Annotated in this window: 15 protein-coding genes and 1 riboswitch; of the genes, 4 read left to right on the top strand and 11 right to left on the bottom strand. The window is 38.7% G+C overall.

Annotation, left to right across the window (positions count from 1 at the left end; all coding sequences use genetic code 11):
- Positions 1 to 45: 45 nt before the first annotated feature.
- From M3610_RS09955 to M3610_RS09940, 4 genes are all read right to left on the bottom strand, one after another.
- Positions 46 to 525, bottom strand: a complete 480-nt coding sequence (locus M3610_RS09955) for a PaaI family thioesterase (protein WP_098571309.1) — start codon at positions 523 to 525, stop codon at positions 46 to 48.
- A gap of 272 nt (positions 526 to 797) precedes the next feature.
- Complete coding sequence (locus tag M3610_RS09950) at positions 798 to 1250, bottom strand: flavodoxin domain-containing protein (protein WP_098571310.1); 453 nt, start codon at positions 1248 to 1250, stop codon at positions 798 to 800.
- Entirely contained in the window at positions 1247 to 2293 is a 1047-nt protein-coding gene (locus M3610_RS09945; RefSeq protein WP_251458878.1) for a ribonucleotide-diphosphate reductase subunit beta, read from the bottom strand. Before M3610_RS09945 ends, M3610_RS09950 begins: the two co-directional genes overlap by 4 nt.
- A 33-nt stretch (positions 2294 to 2326) precedes the next feature.
- A complete protein-coding gene (locus tag M3610_RS09940) occupies positions 2327 to 4618 on the bottom strand; it encodes a ribonucleoside-diphosphate reductase subunit alpha (protein WP_251458877.1) in 2292 nt (763 codons plus the stop codon).
- A gap of 134 nt (positions 4619 to 4752) precedes the next feature.
- A riboswitch (cobalamin riboswitch) is annotated at positions 4753 to 4952 on the bottom strand.
- A gap of 166 nt (positions 4953 to 5118) precedes the next feature.
- Between M3610_RS09940 and M3610_RS09935 the strand changes: the two genes are divergently transcribed.
- Entirely contained in the window at positions 5119 to 6801 is a 1683-nt protein-coding gene (locus tag M3610_RS09935) for a hypothetical protein (RefSeq protein ID WP_098571313.1), read from the top strand.
- 54 nt (positions 6802 to 6855) lie between these two features.
- Here the strand turns inward: M3610_RS09935 and M3610_RS09930 are convergent, their stop codons facing one another.
- The 4 genes from M3610_RS09930 to M3610_RS09915 form a co-directional block, all read right to left on the bottom strand.
- A complete protein-coding gene (locus M3610_RS09930) occupies positions 6856 to 8613 on the bottom strand; it encodes a bifunctional metallophosphatase/5'-nucleotidase (protein ID WP_251458876.1) in 1758 nt (585 codons plus the stop codon).
- Positions 8614 to 8777: 164 nt separating this feature from the next.
- The gene (locus M3610_RS09925; RefSeq protein ID WP_098571315.1) at positions 8778 to 9815 is read right to left on the bottom strand and encodes an alpha/beta fold hydrolase; all 1038 of its coding nucleotides are present in this window, start codon (positions 9813 to 9815) and stop codon (positions 8778 to 8780) included.
- Positions 9816 to 9869: 54 nt separating this feature from the next.
- Positions 9870 to 10868, bottom strand: a complete 999-nt coding sequence (locus tag M3610_RS09920) for a VanW family protein (RefSeq protein WP_098571316.1) — start codon at positions 10866 to 10868, stop codon at positions 9870 to 9872.
- A gap of 184 nt (positions 10869 to 11052) precedes the next feature.
- The gene (locus tag M3610_RS09915; protein WP_251458874.1) at positions 11053 to 11877 is read right to left on the bottom strand and encodes a formate/nitrite transporter family protein; all 825 of its coding nucleotides are present in this window, start codon (positions 11875 to 11877) and stop codon (positions 11053 to 11055) included.
- Positions 11878 to 12185: 308 nt separating this feature from the next.
- Between M3610_RS09915 and M3610_RS09910 the strand changes: the two genes are divergently transcribed.
- Both M3610_RS09910 and M3610_RS09905 read left to right on the top strand, forming a co-directional pair.
- A complete protein-coding gene (locus M3610_RS09910; protein ID WP_251458872.1) occupies positions 12186 to 12728 on the top strand; it encodes a methylated-DNA--[protein]-cysteine S-methyltransferase in 543 nt (180 codons plus the stop codon).
- Positions 12718 to 13431 carry a 2OG-Fe(II) oxygenase gene (locus tag M3610_RS09905; protein ID WP_251458871.1) on the top strand — a complete coding sequence of 238 codons (714 nt, stop codon included), beginning with the start codon at positions 12718 to 12720 and terminating at the stop codon, positions 13429 to 13431. The genes M3610_RS09910 and M3610_RS09905 overlap by 11 nt, the downstream gene beginning before the upstream one ends.
- Before the next feature lie 376 nt (positions 13432 to 13807).
- On the opposite strand, the gene M3610_RS09900 is transcribed toward M3610_RS09905, so the two are convergent.
- Together M3610_RS09900 and M3610_RS09895 are read right to left on the bottom strand one after the other, a co-directional pair.
- Positions 13808 to 15997 carry a SpoIID/LytB domain-containing protein gene (locus M3610_RS09900; protein ID WP_251458869.1) on the bottom strand — a complete coding sequence of 730 codons (2190 nt, stop codon included), beginning with the start codon at positions 15995 to 15997 and terminating at the stop codon, positions 13808 to 13810.
- A 145-nt stretch (positions 15998 to 16142) separates the two neighbouring features.
- Positions 16143 to 17303: an SH3 domain-containing protein gene (locus M3610_RS09895; protein ID WP_251458868.1), complete on the bottom strand. Its 1161-nt coding sequence runs from the start codon at positions 17301 to 17303 to the stop codon at positions 16143 to 16145.
- Between the two features lie 239 nt (positions 17304 to 17542).
- Between M3610_RS09895 and M3610_RS09890 the strand changes: the two genes are divergently transcribed.
- Complete coding sequence (locus M3610_RS09890; RefSeq protein WP_098571322.1) at positions 17543 to 17971, top strand: hypothetical protein; 429 nt, start codon at positions 17543 to 17545, stop codon at positions 17969 to 17971.
- A 151-nt stretch (positions 17972 to 18122) separates the two neighbouring features.
- On the opposite strand, the gene M3610_RS09885 is transcribed toward M3610_RS09890, so the two are convergent.
- Positions 18123 to 18950 (bottom strand): dienelactone hydrolase family protein, encoded by an 828-nt coding sequence (locus tag M3610_RS09885; RefSeq protein ID WP_251458867.1) that lies wholly within the window; start codon positions 18948 to 18950, stop codon positions 18123 to 18125.
- Positions 18951 to 18998: the final 48 nt, after the last annotated feature.

The following is an 18998-nucleotide window of genomic DNA, read 5'->3' as shown; positions in this document are numbered from 1 at the left end:
GATTCCACGTAGTAGGAATCGGCTAAAAACTAAATATTTGACTATCTATTTAAGAAAGGATTTAGGCATGACTACAGCGACTACCTCGCCACGAGCACAGAGAATATCATTCGCATACACTTCTGTCTCAACCTTAAACTTTTTAGGATGTATTTCATGGACACTGCCGATTGCTTTTAAAGGGATCCCATGTGGAGTAGGCTTGAGAAAGTTCACATTTAGTGAAGCCGTCACAAACCTTGGGGGCTCTGTACCATCACCCGCTTCATGTCCATTTTTACGATGGAGTGCCAATGAAGCAGACCCTGTTCCATGACAATCTATTAATGAGGCAACAATGCCGCCATAAACAAAACCAGGAAGCGCTAAATGCTCTTTTTCTGGTGTAAAAATAGTTATAGTCTGATCACCCTGCCATCCAGTCCGAAAATGATGTCCCTCTTCGTTCAATCGACCACAGCCATAACACCAGGCAAAATCATCCGGATACTCATCTTGAATTGCATTTACAACCCTATCTTCCATTAAAATTCTCCCCCTTAAAAGAAAACGCTTTCATTCACATAATAGCACTGAAAAAATTATTAGGTCAACCAATTAACTAAATATTTGAAATATGAACTATTTTCACATGGTGCCTGACACCAACAGTCCTAAAATTAACCGGAAAGCAGTAAAGTATGTTGGATTTTTAATAGAAGGAATAGAGCAGTCATATCAATAAGGTTTATTGAAAGACCCCTTGTGTTACAAGAGGTCTTCAAACTCATTTAAAACTATTCAAACAACTTAAATGACTACACAATGGTTTGCTTCTGGTTTAACTGATCCATGAAAATACCAACAAACTTTCGACACCGCTCAATGTCATTCATTTGTAAATTCACCTCAATCTTAAGGGTGACAATTAATTTGGTGTGAACGTACAACATATCTCTAAATTCATCAACAGCGCCACAAAACTTCGGATAGCCACTATCTCCTGTGCCTACGATTCCCGTCATGGTCCTCTTCACATCCATTGTTTCGAAGGCACGATATAATTCCATCATTTCTTGAGGAATTTCCCCATTTCCCCAGGTATAGGTTCCAATCACAACGGCCTCGTAGTTGATTAGGTCTCTAATTTGAAATTCTTCTATCCGATAAAGAGTGACATCAATCTGTTCTACTAAAAATAACTTCCAAATTAAATGAACAACTTCTTCTGTATTCCCTGTTTTAGAAGAATATACGAAAGCAACTTTCATAATTCATCGAAACCGTTGGATTGTGTTACCTTAGCATAGGTCCTCGACTTCTGCTCAAAAAAATCGGATTTTGTTTCATTCATCATTTCATCACTGAAAACATGGATCCACGGCATCGGGTTTTCTCTCTCTTTAAATAAGTTCTGTAATCCAAGCTGGCGCAGCCGCTTATTGGCAAGATATTCGGTATATTTTTCATACTCGTCCAAGTTAATACCTTCTATATCCTTCAAAATCACATGGGCCCATTCCTTTTCCAGCTGGACTGCCTGTTCTACCGATTTATACACATAATCCATATTCGCTTCGGTATACAACTCCGGGTTTTCTGATAAGAGTATCCGGAGAAACTGTGCCATAAAATACGCATGCTGCATTTCATCTCGTTGGATATAACTAATCATCGTACTGGTCTTTAGCATTTTTTGCTGGCGGGCAAGATGATAGAAAAAAGCAAAACCAGCATAAAAATAGATACCCTCAAGATTTATAGAATTCACTCCAAGTTGAAATAAATGTTGAGGTGTTGGATTCTTTCTGAAACTTTCATAAGCATCTAAGATCAGGTTGTTTCTTTTTCGGACGAGGGGATCACTTTTTGCTTGATTGAACCTTTCTTTTTGTTCATGAATTGGTACAAGAGAACTTAATATGTACGAATAGGATTCATTATGCACCGCTTCCTGCTGAGCAATGACCGCAAAGATTGCTTTAAAACTAGAATCCGTCACATAGTCCATCACTTGAAACATGGTAGGTGTTTGCAGGCTATCTAATGAAGCGAGTTGTGTATTAATTCGCAGGAAAACATCTTGTTCTGTTGCACTAAGAAGATCCCACTGCTTAATATCATCTTGCATATTAATTTCTTGTGCTTTCCAAAAATTTGATAACAATGTTTGATATAAATCGTAGATCTGCGGGTAAGCAATATCATTCCAGTTGAGCAATCCAGATGATTGTCCGTTAATAATTCCAGTGGATTTATTAGGAAAATCAGGGTTTAGCAATTTAATTCTAGGCAGTGGTATGTGAATATCCATATAAATATTTCCTCCGATCGATGTTAATAGTTGTTAACTGTGGCATGCCTCACATTCGTCAATTTCAGTTTGGGAAGTGCTTCTGACATAATAAGTGGTCTTTAAACCTTGCTTCCAAGCTTCCATATGAAGGTTTAACAAGTCTTTTGCCTTTATATCGTGCCTTACATAGAGGTTAAAGCTAATACCTTGGTCAATATGGCGACCTCGTGCGGCATTCTGTTTAATGCTCCATATTTGATCTAATTCATGTCTCGAACGACGATAATATTCGTATGTTCTATGATTTAAATCAGGTGCAGTCACTTTAAATTTAAAGTTCTTCTTTTCCTCTGCAAATTCAACCGAATAGATGGGATCGATTCCATCTGTCGAACCTCCAATCTTCGCCGTTGAGGAGTTGGGTGCAATCGCCATCAACCAACCATTCCGGATCCCGTGAATTGAAAGATCCCTCTTCAGCTGATTCCACCTATTTGATTGGTAACCTTTCCGTTCAAAATACTCTCCGGTATGCCATTCAGAACCACTAAACTGGCTATAAGCCCCCTTCTCCTTAGCCAGCTCCATTGACGAACTGATAGTATGGAACGCAATTTCCTCATACAAACGATCTGCATAATTAACCGCCTCACCAGATTCCCAGTACATCCCTTTTAATGCTAATAAGTGGTGCCAGCCAAATGTACCAAGCCCAACGGCTCTGTACTTTTTATTCGTAACCTGAGCCTGTCCAACCGTTATGGTATTTAAATCAATCACGTTATCGAGCATTCTTACCTGAATACGAATGAGACGTTCTAAGACATTCGCCGGTACTGCTTTTGCTAGATTAATAGAAGATAAATTGCAAACAACGAAATCTCCTGGTTTCCGAACAATCACGATATGCCCTTCATCATTCTGATATTCGTTCACAATCGTCGTTGCGGACATATTTTGAGCAATTTCTGTACAAAGATTACTGCAAAAAATGGAAGTTCGACCTTTACCCAATACATGCTTATTTGGATTTTGTCTATTTACTTCATCACGATAGAACATGTATGGGGTTCCTGTTTCTAATTGAGCGACCATAATCCGTGTCATGATATCCATGGCACGGTAAGTTTTGCGAGGTAGAAGTGGGTTAGCTGCAGCCTCTTCATATTTTTCGGTAAAATATTTAACATCTGTTTCATCATAAAAATCCTCTAGTCCAAGCGGATTCCCCTGTTCATCCTTCCAGCCCATCATTTGTTTTACTTGATGAGGACAAAATGTATGCCACTGTCCAATACTTCTGCCCTGCTCATCCTTATCTTCCAACTTTTTCATAAAAAGGTCTGGTATAGAAACACCTGTGAAAATATCATGGGCTTTACGGCGTTCATCCCCATTATTTGTTTTCAAGTCAAGAAACCCGTTCATGATATCTTTATGGAACAAATCAAGGTACACAGCAATGGCCCCTTGACGCTGACCTAACTGATCAACACTGACAGCTGTATCATTTACCAATTTTATCCACGGAACCACACCAGATGAGTTTCCTTTAAATCTCTTAATATCGGAACCTAGGGCGCGAACTTTACCATAATAGATTCCAATTCCTCCGCCATCTTTACTTAACCGGGCAATATCCCAATTATTTAAATAAATGCCATCAAGTGAGTCATCTACTGTATCAATAAAGCAGGAAGAAAGCTGCCCAAAGCTTTTCCCCGCATTTGCTAGAGTCGGTGTGGCAACCGTCATATATAAATGACTTAATGCCCAATATGCCTCCTTCACAAGATGCAGGCGTTCAGTCATTTTTTCATCCTTCATGAGGGTCATTGCAATAATCATGAACCGTTCCTGGGGAAGTTCATAAACATTACGATTATAATCTTGAGCAAGATAACGATCTGCAAGTAAAAATAACCCTATGTAATTAAATAATAAATCATGTTCTGGATTTATCTCTTTCGCCAGCTGGTCGATTTCATCCTTACTATATACGTTTAAAAGATCATTAGAATAGATCCCTATTTCCGTTAAATCCTTTATTAAGTTATAAAAGTCTCCATATTTTAGAGAACGATCATATCCGCGACTTTTGGCAGCCCTACCATATAGTTCATTCAGATATAAACGGGAAGCGACAAATGTCCAATCCGGCTGGTCCATTTCGATTTGATTCACTGCATATACTAGAGCTTGTTGATTTGCTTCTAGCTCTGTTACATCAAGTTGACTTAGTTTGTTTCTAAGTTCCATTGTATTAATCTGATATTTATCTGAAACTTGTTCTATAGATTCTAAAACGTAATTATGTTCAGATTGCAGTTCCTCAATTTTCATTTCATTTCCCCCTATAATAAAAAAATCCGCTCAACGGGAATTGAGCGGATGAAACGATAACATTACAAAAGGAAATAATTAACTATCCATGCCTCCTGTCGCCACCGTTCATCTTCTCAATCCCCGAAGAAGTTGAAACATCTTAAGAAAGACAGGTCTCCTGACTCATGCTTCTATCTACTTTGAACCCTTCCCATATAAGTACCTAATAGATTAGACAATCTTATACAGTGGTTTGTTCATTTCGTCAGCATTTACAGTTGCGGGGGCAGCTCTGGATTTACACCAGATTCCCTATTAAGCCACAATGGGCATCTTCTCTTAAGGCTAACACAATATATAGTTGTTTTTTTAAAAATAAAAACAATATGTAGTGAATCAATGTTATTAATAATAGTATAGTCTTTATGATATTTCAAGTCTATTATTTTTTTAAAATGAAACTAATTTGATTGAATATCCGTATATGAAGAAAGACCAAATTGAAAAGAGGCATTTTTATGGGGAACATTATTCTATTTACATTGATTATTGGGATAGCTGCTGCGCTTGTTCTAATACCAATTTTTAAACCTGAAAAGGAAAGTAAAAAAGAGGGAAAAACACTCAAAATCGGCGTGTTCATTGCACTTGTTTTGATACTCATGATAGCAGTGTTTGTATTCTATTATTTTACTAATTATGATAGAAATTTCACCTCGGTATGGCCGTTAGCTATTCTCCTAACCGCTGTTGGGGCCTTTCTTGCCAAAGGCACAGAAAGAATACTTAAAGGAATTCTCTTCCTTGCAAGTCTAGGCCTTGGAATTTATTTCTTAACCGCATTTATCTTTAATGCGGATCAAAAGTATGAAGTTGCCAAGATGGATGAAAAGGTAGAAATTCAAACTTTTGATGAGAAAGAAACACCTGCCAGTGTTCCACCGCAGTTTGCACGCAATAAAATGAAAAAAGCGTTTGGACAAGTTCCGAACACAAGCTATTATGAGCTTGGGAACCTGCAAATTCAAAAGCTGAACGATGACTATGTATATATTGCACCTGTGGAGTTTTCCGGATTTTTTAAATGGTGGAAAGGAAACAGTACACCTGGTTACTTTACCTTAAGTGCAACGGATTCTAGTGCGAATCCTAAATTCATCAAATCAGAAATGATATTTACCCCTTCCTCTTATTTTAATAAAAATATTGAGCGGCATATTCGTATGAAATATCCGAAGAAAATTTTCTTTGGCGGTGTTCAATTAGAAATTGACGAGAATGGAAAACCCTTTTACATCCGTACTTATGGGAAGTTTATTTCCGCCCGAAATGGATTTACAGCTAAAGGTCTGGTTGTCGTCGATTCTAAGAATGGTGCAATGAAAGATTATCCATTAGCAGATGTCCCGGAATTTATCGATGGCGCAGTTTCGCCAGAAGCCGTTAGTTTGCAAAACAGCTACTACGGGAATCTTGTTCATGGATTTTGGAATAGTGTCTTCGGTAAATCTGACGTGAAACTTCCATCAGATGAAGGCACGGAGTCAAATGTAAGCCCCATCTTTGATGAGAATGGACAGATGTACTATTTTACAGATTTCACTAGCCCGAAAGAAGGCGTCGATTCCATGCTCGGGTACTCGCTGACCAACTCACGAACAGGAAAAGCAACATTTTATACCGGAAACCCAGAGCAATCTTATATGGATTCACAAGGGGCATTGCAGATCATTGAGAAGAAATTTATTGAAAAGAAATGGCTTGGGCAAATGCCGATTCTCTACAATTTTTATGGTGAAGCCAGTTGGTTAACACCTGTATTAGACTCAAATGGTTTTCTGCAAAATTACTTCATTGTTTCTGCAGCGAATCCAGAAATCTCCGTATACGCCAGCACTCCTAATGAGGCCCTTAAGCAATATAAAACCGCCTTACAAAGGGGCAAAGGCACGGTAGACGGAAGCTCGAAAGCACAAGAAAAACAAATCACCGGTACAGTGATGAGAGTCTATAAGGAGAAAAACGGGGATTTCACCATTGTCTCCTTCTTATTAAACAACCGCCAAAACTTTATCATTTCTTCCGAAAAGGCTCCACTCGCTATCTACCTCAAAGAAGGGGATAAAGTTAACATTCGCTACCTCGACACAGGCGAAGACTTCCTTCCTGCCAAAGAGTTAGCAATCGAAGCCTTACAATAGGGAAACAAAAATAGGGTGTCAGGCACCAATTGGTGCCTGACACCCTATTTCTCTTTACTGAACCTTTTGAATACGATTTTGAATGCGATAAGTGAACGGTTTAGGCTGGGCTGAGATAAAGTTGACTAACGCATCCAGGTCATTAGGACCGACTTCTTTGTTTTGAGCTTGGGTAAATACAGTAAATCCGTCCCCGCCGCCAGAGAGGAAAATATTCGCTGTCACAGTATAAGATTTATTTGGATCGATTTCTGTGCCATCTGGCAATTTAATACTAACTATTCTTTGTCCGATTGGTTTATTCGCATCCCAAGAATACGTTAAACCAGAAATTTGCAGCATGTTTGTCTTGGTTGCACTCCATTGCTGGTTAAGCAAGTCACGAATCTGCTGCCCTGTCATCGTCATTTTTACAAGATCATTATTAAAGGGCTGAACGGTGTAAACTTCTCCCCAAGTTATTTCTCCAGGATCAATGTCAGCCCGAATTCCGCCAGGATTCATAAACGCGAATTCCGTTTTTAGCGCATTTCTTTGTGCATCGGCAATGAAACTCCCAAGGACAGACTCTCCATTCTCATTTTGTTTAGCTGTTAAACTTTCAGCTGTAGAGCCGATCACCCGATTAACGATGGGTCCCACTTTTGCTTCATAGCCCTCAATCATTTGTTTAATCTCTGGATCGGGCTTCATCCCCTCCTGGAACGTGGTGACAATCTCTGCTGATTTTGAGACTATCTCTTTTGTTTTTGGATCAATCTCAATATCCACATCCGAAAATGCAGTGCCATAGGAATACGATTGCACTACTAACTTATTATCGATGGTTGCATTCATATGGGCGTGATTATGTCCGCCAAAAATAATATCCACTTCATCGTCAACCCGATTGGCAATATCCACCAGCTGCCCAGTTGGATTCTCTCCATTTGGACCGGAAGTACCTGGGTTATGTGCTAAAACAATGATTGATCTTACACCTTGTTTTTTCAATTCGGCTACATTCCGATTGATTGCTTCTACTTCATCAGTGAACTTTAATCCGGCCACACCACTTGGGACAACTACTGTTGGCGTCTCGGTAGTAACAACACCGATAAAGCCAATCGGCATTCCATTTACTTTGATCACATGGTATGGAGGCAGGATTGTTTTTCCTGTTTTTTCATCGATTACATTCGCAACTATCCAAGGAAAATTTGAACCGGCAAATTTGCCGGTTTTCGGATGTGATCCACCCTTATTCAGGCGGAGCAGTTCCGTTACCCCTTCATCAAATTCATGATTACCAACAGTTCCGATATCAAAACCAAGTTTATTCAAGATTTCAATCGTCGGTTCATCCTGTAAAAGGGCAGAAACTGGCGGGCTGGCTCCAACCATGTCACCGTTTTGAATCAACAGTGTATTTTTGTTTTCTGCTTCACGCTGTTTTAAATAGGCGGCTAAATAATCTACCCGTCCAGCTGGTTTTCCGTTAACATTCCGGGTAACATTTAATTGCCCGTGCAAGTCATTTATACCTAACAATTGAATCGGAATGAAACGATTATTCGCCGCAGGCGCTTTTTTCTTTTTAGGCTTGTTCGTTTCCGGACGATTGGATTTGTGACCATGATAGCTTTCCGATAAGCCTTGTCCTTTTGCTTCCGGTGGCTTTTGTCTGCTTGCCTCTACAGACTGGGCTTGGCGTATCGAATGATCAAGGTTTTCTGATTCTCTAAGGTCCTTAGCAGCGACACTTAGATTTCCTAACCCTCCTGTTAATATAACGAGAGATAACGATATAAATGCTTTCTTAAACCATTCCATGCATGCAAATCCTCCTACTATCTAATAATTGAACCATGGTATTTTTTGTTTTCAATGGAAGGAATATGCACATCTACATATCATAATTTGAAAAAGCCCACTATTATGCTTCAACTTCATTGTTGAAGACAAAATTATGGGCTTTTTAAATCGTATTAATGTCGTTAAACGACCATCAATTCTGATAGTTTATTTGCGTATTTTATGACAAACTTTTCAATTTTCTTTGTATCGTCTGGGTGAAACATATGCCCAGAATTCTCATACCAAACCAATTCTTTGCCAAGCGGAGCATCAAGTTCCTGAAAAAATTGCTCAACTGGTCTACCGTATACATGAATATCTTTTGCCCCATGTAAAAAGGCCAGAGGGACTTCTATTCTTTTTGTTCTTTTAAAATCAACATGTGCAAAATCCTCCACTAATGCTTGGGTGTAGGTTAGTTTGTAGGAACTATAAAGTGTATGGAAGATATCTTTCATGGAGTATTCTGAACTATTTAAGAAAAGCTTTAAGCTGCCAAGGATGCCTGGGTGCTTCACGGTTTTACTTTCATAAACCATCGAATTATATTTTATCAGTGGCCTGCGGAAATCTGTCCATTGTTTCAATAACAAATATGGCGGGCGGCCTAATTCCTCTAATTTCTTCAGTGTTTTCCAATCTTTCGCTTTTTCGGCCCGAGCCTTTAACCAATCAAAACAAATCTGATCATTATCCTGCCAATTGATAATTTGCGATATGCCAAAATATGCGTGAAGTTTTTCTGGGTACCTGGATGCGATCGATAAACCGATAATCGTCCCCCAAGAATGGCCTGCTAAATAAACCTTCTCTTTTTTAAACCGACTTCTTAAGATATCGATTAAGTCATGACAATCCTGTATATATTGCTCAACTCGAAAGGACTCTTTAGGTGTATTTTTATGATAGGTTTTTCCAGCCCCCCGTTGGTCCCAAAACACCACCACGAAATGTTTAACAAGCTCCTTTGTAGAAATAGAAACAGCATAATCCTGGCCTCTTGAAACAACGCCCGGAACCGGCATACAGGGGCCGCCATGGAGAAACAACAACAAAGGCTTCGTTCCATCATTTCCCTGAATCAGAACAGAATGCTCTACTCCACCCAAGTTTATCTTGTCAACCAAGTCAATTCCCTCATCAGCAATCGTAAACTCTCGCTTCGAAAACAACCCCATAATTCACTCCCCCCTCTATTTATGTAGTAAATGCGCATGGTGTCAGGCACCATGTTATTGTTTCGCGATCAGAGCTTGGAAGGCTGCTGATGTTCTTACTTCAATGGTTAAGGCTCCTTTTTTGTAGATGGATTGGATGATAAAAGGTGCACCTGTCGTATTTTGAAATTTGAAGTCTGGGCCGCCATAGGAGACGGTGGCATCTCTGCCCGCAGGGACATAACCTACTGACAAGGAATGGTGATGTTTTTCAATATAACTAACACCTAATTGGTCCACTGAATTATACAGAGTGGAAGAAGTCTGGCAAATCCCCCCGCCAATACCATCGACTAATTGTTTATTCACGATTTCCTTTGCTTTTTGATATCCATGTTCGGCATCACTTGGCCCAACTGTCGTGTTAAAAGAGAAAATATCGCCGCTTCCCACAATAACATTATGGATTGCCTCTGCTGACAATTTGATATTTTTCGACCTTCCCACTACCCCACTGTTAAATCTGGTGGTATAGGTTGCAACGACCACTTCCCCTAATTGCTTCACATCTTCCGGCTTATACCCGCTCTCAGTCACATAAAGAGGCAGTTCCACATCTCCTCCCGCTGCCGATGCAGTTAACACCCTTTCAACCAACTCGGATTCTTCTAAAATAATTCTCGGTTTCCCTTTAATGATTTGACCGTTTGAGTCGATCTTATCGAGAACCATTCGTTGATCATAGCCAGGGGTAGTTTCCGTTCCTCTTGCCAATTCCTTTGCCCACTTTTCTAGTTCCTTTTTATACGCTTCGTTATTAGTTCCAAACCCCATGTCGGCTGGAAGAAAGGTTTTGATAATCGATTTCGTATTGGGGTCGATTACATTAACAGTAATAGGTTTTGGTTCTTCTTCCTTTTGGGGTTCTCCTTGAGGTGTTTGAACCGAATTTTGCTTTGGTTCTGTAACTTTTTCTTCAACCGCTTTTTCTTTCACTGATTTTTCTGTACAACCGGCCAATCCTAAAAAACTACAACTGACTAAAACTGCAATTAACCACGAGCTTTTTTTCATTTCCCCAACCTCTTATCCAATATTTTCATGCTTGATTTTGACTTCCAAATGAAGTCCATTCATTCTCCGATTTTATTCGAGATAACCTGTCAATATGATTGATAAGTGTTTCAAACATGAAAAAAGCCCCTATTAATTAGGAGCTATATATCATAAGAAATTATTTAATTTTCTGTATACTGGTTTATCTAATATTACTTTTCATTATAGGCTGAATCACTTTTGGTTCAGTTATAGTAAGTTCATTTTTCTTATAGGCATGCCAATAGGCCATTGCGATAAATACTGATCCGCCCACCGCATTTCCAAGAAAAACAGGGATAAAATTCTCTAAATAGGCTAACCAAGTAAAATGGCCTGCAAAAATCGCCGCAGGAATCACAAACATATTAGCAACCACGTGTTGAAAACCAATCGCGACAAAAGCCATCGTCGGAAACCAAATACCGGTAATTTTTCCGACCATATCATTTGCTCCATATGAAAGCCATACAGCCGTAGCCACGAGCCAATTACAGCCGATCCCTGAAATGAAAGCTTGGAGAAAAGTGGCTTCTAATTTATGGTCAGCAATACTAATCGTTCTTTCCAAAAATGGTCCTGTTTCCGTTAGTCCAACCAAATGTCCAAAAAAGTAAGCCACAAATAGGGCCCCGACAAAGTTACTAAACGTTACAAGGAACCAATTATAAATAACCTTCCTGGTACTAATCTTATTTGCCATACTTGCTATTGGAACTGCCATCATATTCCCAGTTAACAGTTCTCCACCAGCTAACAAGGTAAGGACAAGACCAATTGGAAAGACAGAGGCACCAATCAAGCTGCTTAATCCTTCTATATTTCCTGTAAGAGTTGCTGTTACACGGATGAAGAGTAAATAACCTAAAGCAATAAAGGCTCCTGCCTCAAAACCCAGGATCAATGTTCGTAGCAGCGGGTAATTTGCCTTTTTCACTCCATTCTCAATGGTAATTTCCATAATTTTTTCGGGTTTACTGTACCCCATCAGAAGGACTCCTTTTAAAAAACTAGATTCTTTTAGATTGTGAAATATTTAACATATTTATTTTATAACAAATTCTTCTAAAATCCTGTGAAAATTTCTTTAACTATTTTTTAGCGATTACATTTATCTTTGTATTCTTGCTTTTATACTCAAAATTACTTACTTCCCTCTTTTAATAGAGGTATACTGATATGGAGATAGGAGTAACAAATCCAACTCATTTCGCCACACTTTAAAAAAATAACAACCTTTACACCATCAGAATATCGTCAAATGAACAGAATTGAATAAAGAAAAGAGGGTTTATTATGGATAGAAAAATCATTTATTGGAGTTTATTTGTTCATGGCCCATGGGAAATGTATCTTGCAGCAACAACCCAAGGACTTTGTTATGTTGGATCAGACCATAAGGGCTTTGAGGAATTAAGGGACTGGGTGCAGAAAAAATTCCCACAGCACCAATTGGAACAAGACGATCAACGAATGCACATATATGCTGACCAATTCGCTGAATATTTTCAAGGAAAAAGGACGAAGTTTACTTTTCCAACCGATTTTTATGGAACTCCTTTTCAACAATCTGTTTGGAACGCATTAAATGAAATTCCTTACGGGTCTACCCATACTTACTCGGAAATCGCAGAAATCCTTCAAAAACCTAAGTCAGTTCGTGCAGTGGCCTCTGCCATCGGGGCCAACCCAATCTTAATTACGGTTCCCTGTCATCGGGTGATTGGAAAGAACGGAAAACTCACTGGATTTCGTGGCGGTTTGGAGATGAAGGAAAAACTGTTGGATTTTGAAAAAGCACCTTCCAACGCGAAGGGATTGAAAGCCCATGCCAAATAATATTTCTGACAGGGTTGAATCACTAAATTGGGATAAGTTGCATCACCTGCTAGAAATACAAGGATTTGCAAAGCTGCCCCCATTATTGGATCCGCTTCAATGCCAGGAAATGATTAAAACATACGATGATCCATCCAATTTCCGCAGCACGATAAATATGAAACGATACAGATTTGGGGAAGGAGAATACAAATACTACCAAGCGCCTCTCCCACCTTTACTACAACAACTCCGTACGGGTTTCTACCCAGAACTGGCAAAAGCAGCGAACCGCTGGTTGCAGCACCTTAGAAAAGATCAGATATATCCAGGAAGACTGTCCGAATTTCTCAACTATTGTCACGACAAGGGGCAAGTTCGGTCCACTCCGCTAATTCTGAAATATGAAACCGGTGGCTATAACTGTTTGCATCAGGATTTGTATGGTGAAGTTTACTTTCCATTCCAAGTATTATTTGTTCTAAATCAACGGGAGAAAGACTATACCGGTGGTGAGTCTATCCTTGTCGAACAAAGGCCTCGGGCCCAAAGCCGGGGACATGTGATTACACTTGAACAAGGTGAAGGCCTCATCTTCCCAACGAACTATCGTCCGATTGAAGGAACGCGCGGTTATTATAGGACTACTGTAAAACATGGAGTAAGTACCGTAACATCTGGTACGCGCTATGGCTTGGGGATAATTTTCCATGATGCAAAATAATTGCGAAAACCAACAATATCCTATATCTCGGGTTGGAGATCCATTATATGTAAAAAGGCAGAAGTCTCTAATTGAGGCTGTCGAGAAAGTCTCGATAGTCATTATTTTTTCACTGGAGCATTCCAAATATAAAGAGATTGCAACACACATAGCCAGGCTTGAAAAAGTGTGTTGCAATTAATTAGGTAGAGAATCCCCCTGTTGATTGGAGCGGAAGGTGCGAAGACTCCTGCGGGAGTACGGGTCTGGCGAGCCCGCGGAAAGCGAAGCACCTGGAGCGGAAATCAACAAGCCCAATCGCAGAATCATACATCAATAAAAAATTGCCGAGAAAAATAACGTTTCTCGACAATCTGAGGCAGAAGTCTCTGCCTTTTTATTTTATATATGATTTTGAAACATAACCTGTCGTTTTACCATATTTGATTTTATACCATGATCCTGTTGTGGAAACTATCGTTACGGTTTGATTTTTCTTTAACGATCCAATCACTTTGCCTTTAGTGGAGGCTGAGCTGCGGACATTCAGTCGAGTTACAGTCACTTTTCCCGTTTTCATTTTGACAACTTTTTTAACTTCGAAACTAGTTGTCACGCTCGAACGATTTTTACTTGTGTCCGTCGCAGATATTACAACCGAATATTTCCCATTACCTAATGATTTTGTATTGTATTCCTGATTAATGGTCCCTGCTTTTGTTTGGATATCTTTTTTCAAGTAGCTAAGGATTTTACCGGAATTGTTTTTAATATACACCGTTACCTTTGCGTTTTCGTTAGTTTTAAAAGTAATGTGGGCTTTATTATTTTTGTTATCTATGCTTGCTTTAACACTGCTGATTTTAGGTGCGGTCTTGTCTTTTTTTACCTCAAAAGATGGCAATGTCGAAGATCGATTATTACTCAAATCAACAGCAATAATTCCTGCATAATATTTTCCGTTAGCTAAAGAATAACTGTTATATTCTTTGGTAATCGTCCCTGCTCCTGTTAGTGCATCTTTTAATAAATAGGTGAAAATCTTGCCTTTGCTGTCCTTAAGATAAACTGTTACTTTTGCCTTTTCGTTCGTCTTAAAGCTAACAAATGTTTTATTTTTCAAATGATCGACATTTACTTTGACTTCACTAATCGTTGGAGCAGTTTGGTCTATAACTGGAGTCTTTGGCGTTTCCTGAACCGGTTTAACTGCCGCTAGTTCTTCAGTTGTACTAGTTTTCTGTTCTGATGGTTCTGGTTGTTCTTTGGTATCTGCTGCTTTCTGTTCGGTTGGTTCAGCTGGAGTTTCTACAACAGGCACAGGTCTGTCGCCATACTCTCTTACAATGGATGCACCATCGTAATAAAAGGCAAGAATCTGATTGTATTTTTGGCCTGCTTCGGCACGATTCTGTGCACCCCATTGACTTAACCCAACACCATGGCCGTCACCCAATCCGGAAACTGTAATGGTTCCGTTCGTATCTGCGATGTTTGAAACAAGATAACTAAACATCATCCGATTGCCGACCATTGCACGAATCTGTGAGGCTGCTACATTTTTATATTCTAATTTTTGCGGGATATAAGCGCCATTTTCGTCAATTTTATCTTTTGTTAAAAATTCAACCGTTATATTTCCCTTGGAAACACGACCGCCAGATGTTGGGGTGTGCAAGCTTAGTACAGGTATAGCTGTAATTTTAATTTCTTTTCCAGCATAGCCATGCGTGGCCATCCAAGCTTTTATCATATTAATAATGGTAGTATCTTTTTCTTTCATTTGACTCCATGTCAAATTAGCGGGATTAAATTGTTGTTTACTTATGGAGAATTTCCAAGCAGTTTTTGCATCATACGGATCTTCTTTAATCGTTAAATATGAGAGTGGCGAGGAACCCCAGACATTGGCATTTGATTCTGTTTTCCCGCCATTACTTGCAGAGAAAACGGCACTAACTAGCCGGCCATTTGCCTTTAGGACTTCCCCTTTTGTTTCATCCACTGCAGCTGTACTATTGGGATTCCAAGTATAACCACCATAAACTTGATAATTAATCGTATCATCAATGGTTACTGATTTATAAGTAAGCGCATAGGTTCTTGCCGCTATCGCTTGCGTTTTTAATGCTTCACGGTTCCAACTGGCATACATTTCAGAAGGGACAACACCTTTTAGGTAATCTTCCATGTAAATCTCGTTAATCGGACGAACATACTTTGAATTTTCAGGGACAAATTGAAATGAACCTAAATAATTCCGATTATTAATCGATAAATAATCGGTTTCTTTGGCAGGTTTGATTTTAACGTTATCTGAGGTAAATAACGGTGTGGTCCCATCTAGTATCGTTATGTTATTATTCTTATATTGTAATAGATAAGACTTTCCAGAAGTTAATCGCACGGTTGAATTCTCGACATAATAAACACCTGATGGTTTGATCGTTAACTCTGCTTTATTTCCGAGATTATTAACCAATTTCACTTTAATCTTGGGTTCTATGTTTTCGGCTGAGACACCACCTAATTTTATCATGTTACATACTATTAAAAAGGCCAAAAAGCCTGCAAAAAATTTTTTCAATATCATTCTCCATTCATAAAAGTATGAAGTTCATATAATAGCATACTTTATGAATCTATTAATAAACAACATGATAATATTGGTAAGTCATAAGTCCCATAGTTTTGTAAAAAATAAAAAAACTCACCAAAACTGGTGAGTACTATTACCGAGCAGTAATTTGAATCCATTTAGGACCAGAACTGGTAGAAATTTGATACCAGCCGTCTCCTCTATCAACAAAAACCTTAACTTTTCGAGGAGTTATTTTTCCGCTTGACTTCGCGGATACAGACGGCTTGCTATAAAGTTTTATCTCCTTGTTAATTTGGAGGTATTTCACTGGTTTCGGATTAATATAAATCCATTTCGCTCCTAAAATCGTATGAATTAAGTACCATCCATTTTTGCTTTTTTTCATAACCTTTACTGTTTGCGGAACGATTGTTCTCGTTTTTTTCATCGAAATGGTAGGTTTGTCATATAAATTCACATTATATTTAATCTTTAGGCTTGATATGATCGGCATAAAAGGAATTAGGGAGAGGTTTTTAGTTCCGCTCTTTATCCATCCATACCCTTTCCCATATTTTATTTTATACCAATCGCCAGATTTTGCGGCAATTTCAACATTTTCTTTTAATTGTACTTTTCCTATTTTAGGTGCCGCATTATATGGGAAGTTTTTTACATCAAGTCCCGATTTGTATGTAATCTTTCCTTTTACTAGATATGTAGTTTGTACAGGTGATGGAACCTTCGCAGTAACCTTCGGCACGGTGGTAGTAATTAGTTCATGATGGACACCATCCCTGCTTTCACTAATAAACTTTAGACCAGCTTGCTTTGCTATTTTTTTGAGAGATGCACTTACGAAGTGTAAGCCATTTAACTGCTTTCCTTTTTTATCAAAAATTATGGCATCAAAAGCAATTCCTCTTAGGTGTGGAGCTTTTGTGCTAGGCTTAGCAACCATTGTCCCTAGCTCATGCTTGCTGCGTTCCGACCGTATACACTTTGACGAAACCCCATTTACAATTTCATAAAAGTGCTTTTGATATTGATAGGGACGATAGACGGATTTATATTGGATCTTCCAGCCTTTGGCTTTCAACAATTTTTCATAACTTATCTTGGCCGAAAGCAGATTGGGATGAACATTCTCCCAAATCACCATTTCCCCCTGATCCATTCTAAGTGCAACAGGATCTGATAAAGGCGTCAACCCTTTACACGTTGCAGCTAGTACTTTATCACTAGGATTAATTAACGGAAAAACTAGTGCTAATATCATGATATAAATAAAAATTTTAATTAAAAATTTCATTTTTCCTCCTATTAAATTATTTTCCTGATTAAATATGATTATATTATTATATCAAAATTCACATAATAATCTATAATTTTACAAGGAAAAAATACCCATCCCTATCTTTTTTCCTATTTCTTCCGACAAATATCTACATTTTTCGAGTTAAATCAGCAAACCCCCTAAAAATATGGTACAATTAAAAAAGATACAGATATTTCACTTGAGCGTTTTGGAAAAACAGAAAGGGTGTTTTCATGGAAGATTTTATCGAAACAGTTTATTTCTTAGAAAATCCTGAGAAGAATATTACTAAATTCGCAACTGGCACCCAGCTGCGCTATGAGGACGTAATAAAAGAGGTATTTGGCGTAGCGTGTATTAATGATTTGCAAATGATGCTTCAGTACAATAAGAGCTTTCAGACGAGCATTTGTAACTGCCATGGGATTAGTGAAAAGAAGTTAACGCTTGATAAAATCCTTCGTGTTGCTTCAAAACTAGATATGCTTCGTCTAAAGAAGCAACTCCTGAATCAACAATATGATAAAATAATTGATGAAACACACCAAGAAGATGATTTGCCGATTGACCGCCCCTTTGATGCAACAATTAAACTCCAAGAAGGAATTTTCCAATGGGATGACAGCAATTTTTCATATAACGCAGTTAAACCAGGTGCCTGACACCTTTGTGGTAAATAAACTACAAAGGCTAGGTGCCTTTTTTTCTTTGGATCAAGTGATCTATTCGAAATTAAAAGCACCATCCAGGTATGGACAGTGCATTTTACGTTTTGACAAATTGTCAAAAATTGCGTTTAATTAATCGGTCTGACTAAGTATTTGTTACTCTATTCAAAAAGGTCAACGTCCTTGCAAAGGCATCCCTTGCATACTTTGGATGATAAGTAGGATTTGTATCATTGTAAAAAGCGTGTTGGGCATAAGGATATACAATAGCCTCAAATGATTTCTCATGCTTCTTCATTTCTTCTTCGAAATCAGGAATTAAGTTTGTAATATTCTGGTCTTCCCCACCATAGAATCCGAGAACTGGACAATCGATATTAGCAATATTTTGACGGGGTGGGCGTCCGTAAAATACGATCGATCCCGCATGGTTAGGATTCTGTGCTGCTAGAACTGCGGAAAGAGCGCCACCTAAACAGAAGCCAACAGATGTAACAGGCATTCCTTTTGTTTTTGGATGTGTATTTCGTGCATAGTCAGCCAAATCTTTTAAAATGCGGATGAAATTCTCAGATTTACTTGGATCTAACTTCCCAAACAGAGTATTTAACGTGGTGCGCAGTGTTGCTTGTTTTTCTTGTGGCTGCTGCAGGATAGCATTCTCACGTTCAGAAGGATTAAACCAAGATGTATGTGGAATGGAATGTAAAAAGCTTTTCGCTTCAACAATCCTTTCCTCACTAAGTTCTTCTGATCGAATACCTTGATCAGCAAACAAATCTGGTGCAATGGCAACGTATCCAGCAGCTGCAAACCGCTCGACAACATTTTGAATGTGAGCATCTACTCCCCAGATTTCTTGGATTACGAGCACGGTTGGCCGTGGTTCATTTACAGGCTCAATGGAAGAAATATAGGCTCGTACCTTTCCGTTTGATCCATTTAAATATTGCCATTCTGATTGTATCGGCATGTTACACCTCACTGTTTTGATTTTTTTGTATAGATAAAGCATACTACT

Source organism: Neobacillus sp. MER 74 (assembly GCF_023714155.1).
Note: the sequence above shows the minus strand (reverse complement) of the source record. Positions and strands in the feature narration are given on the sequence as shown.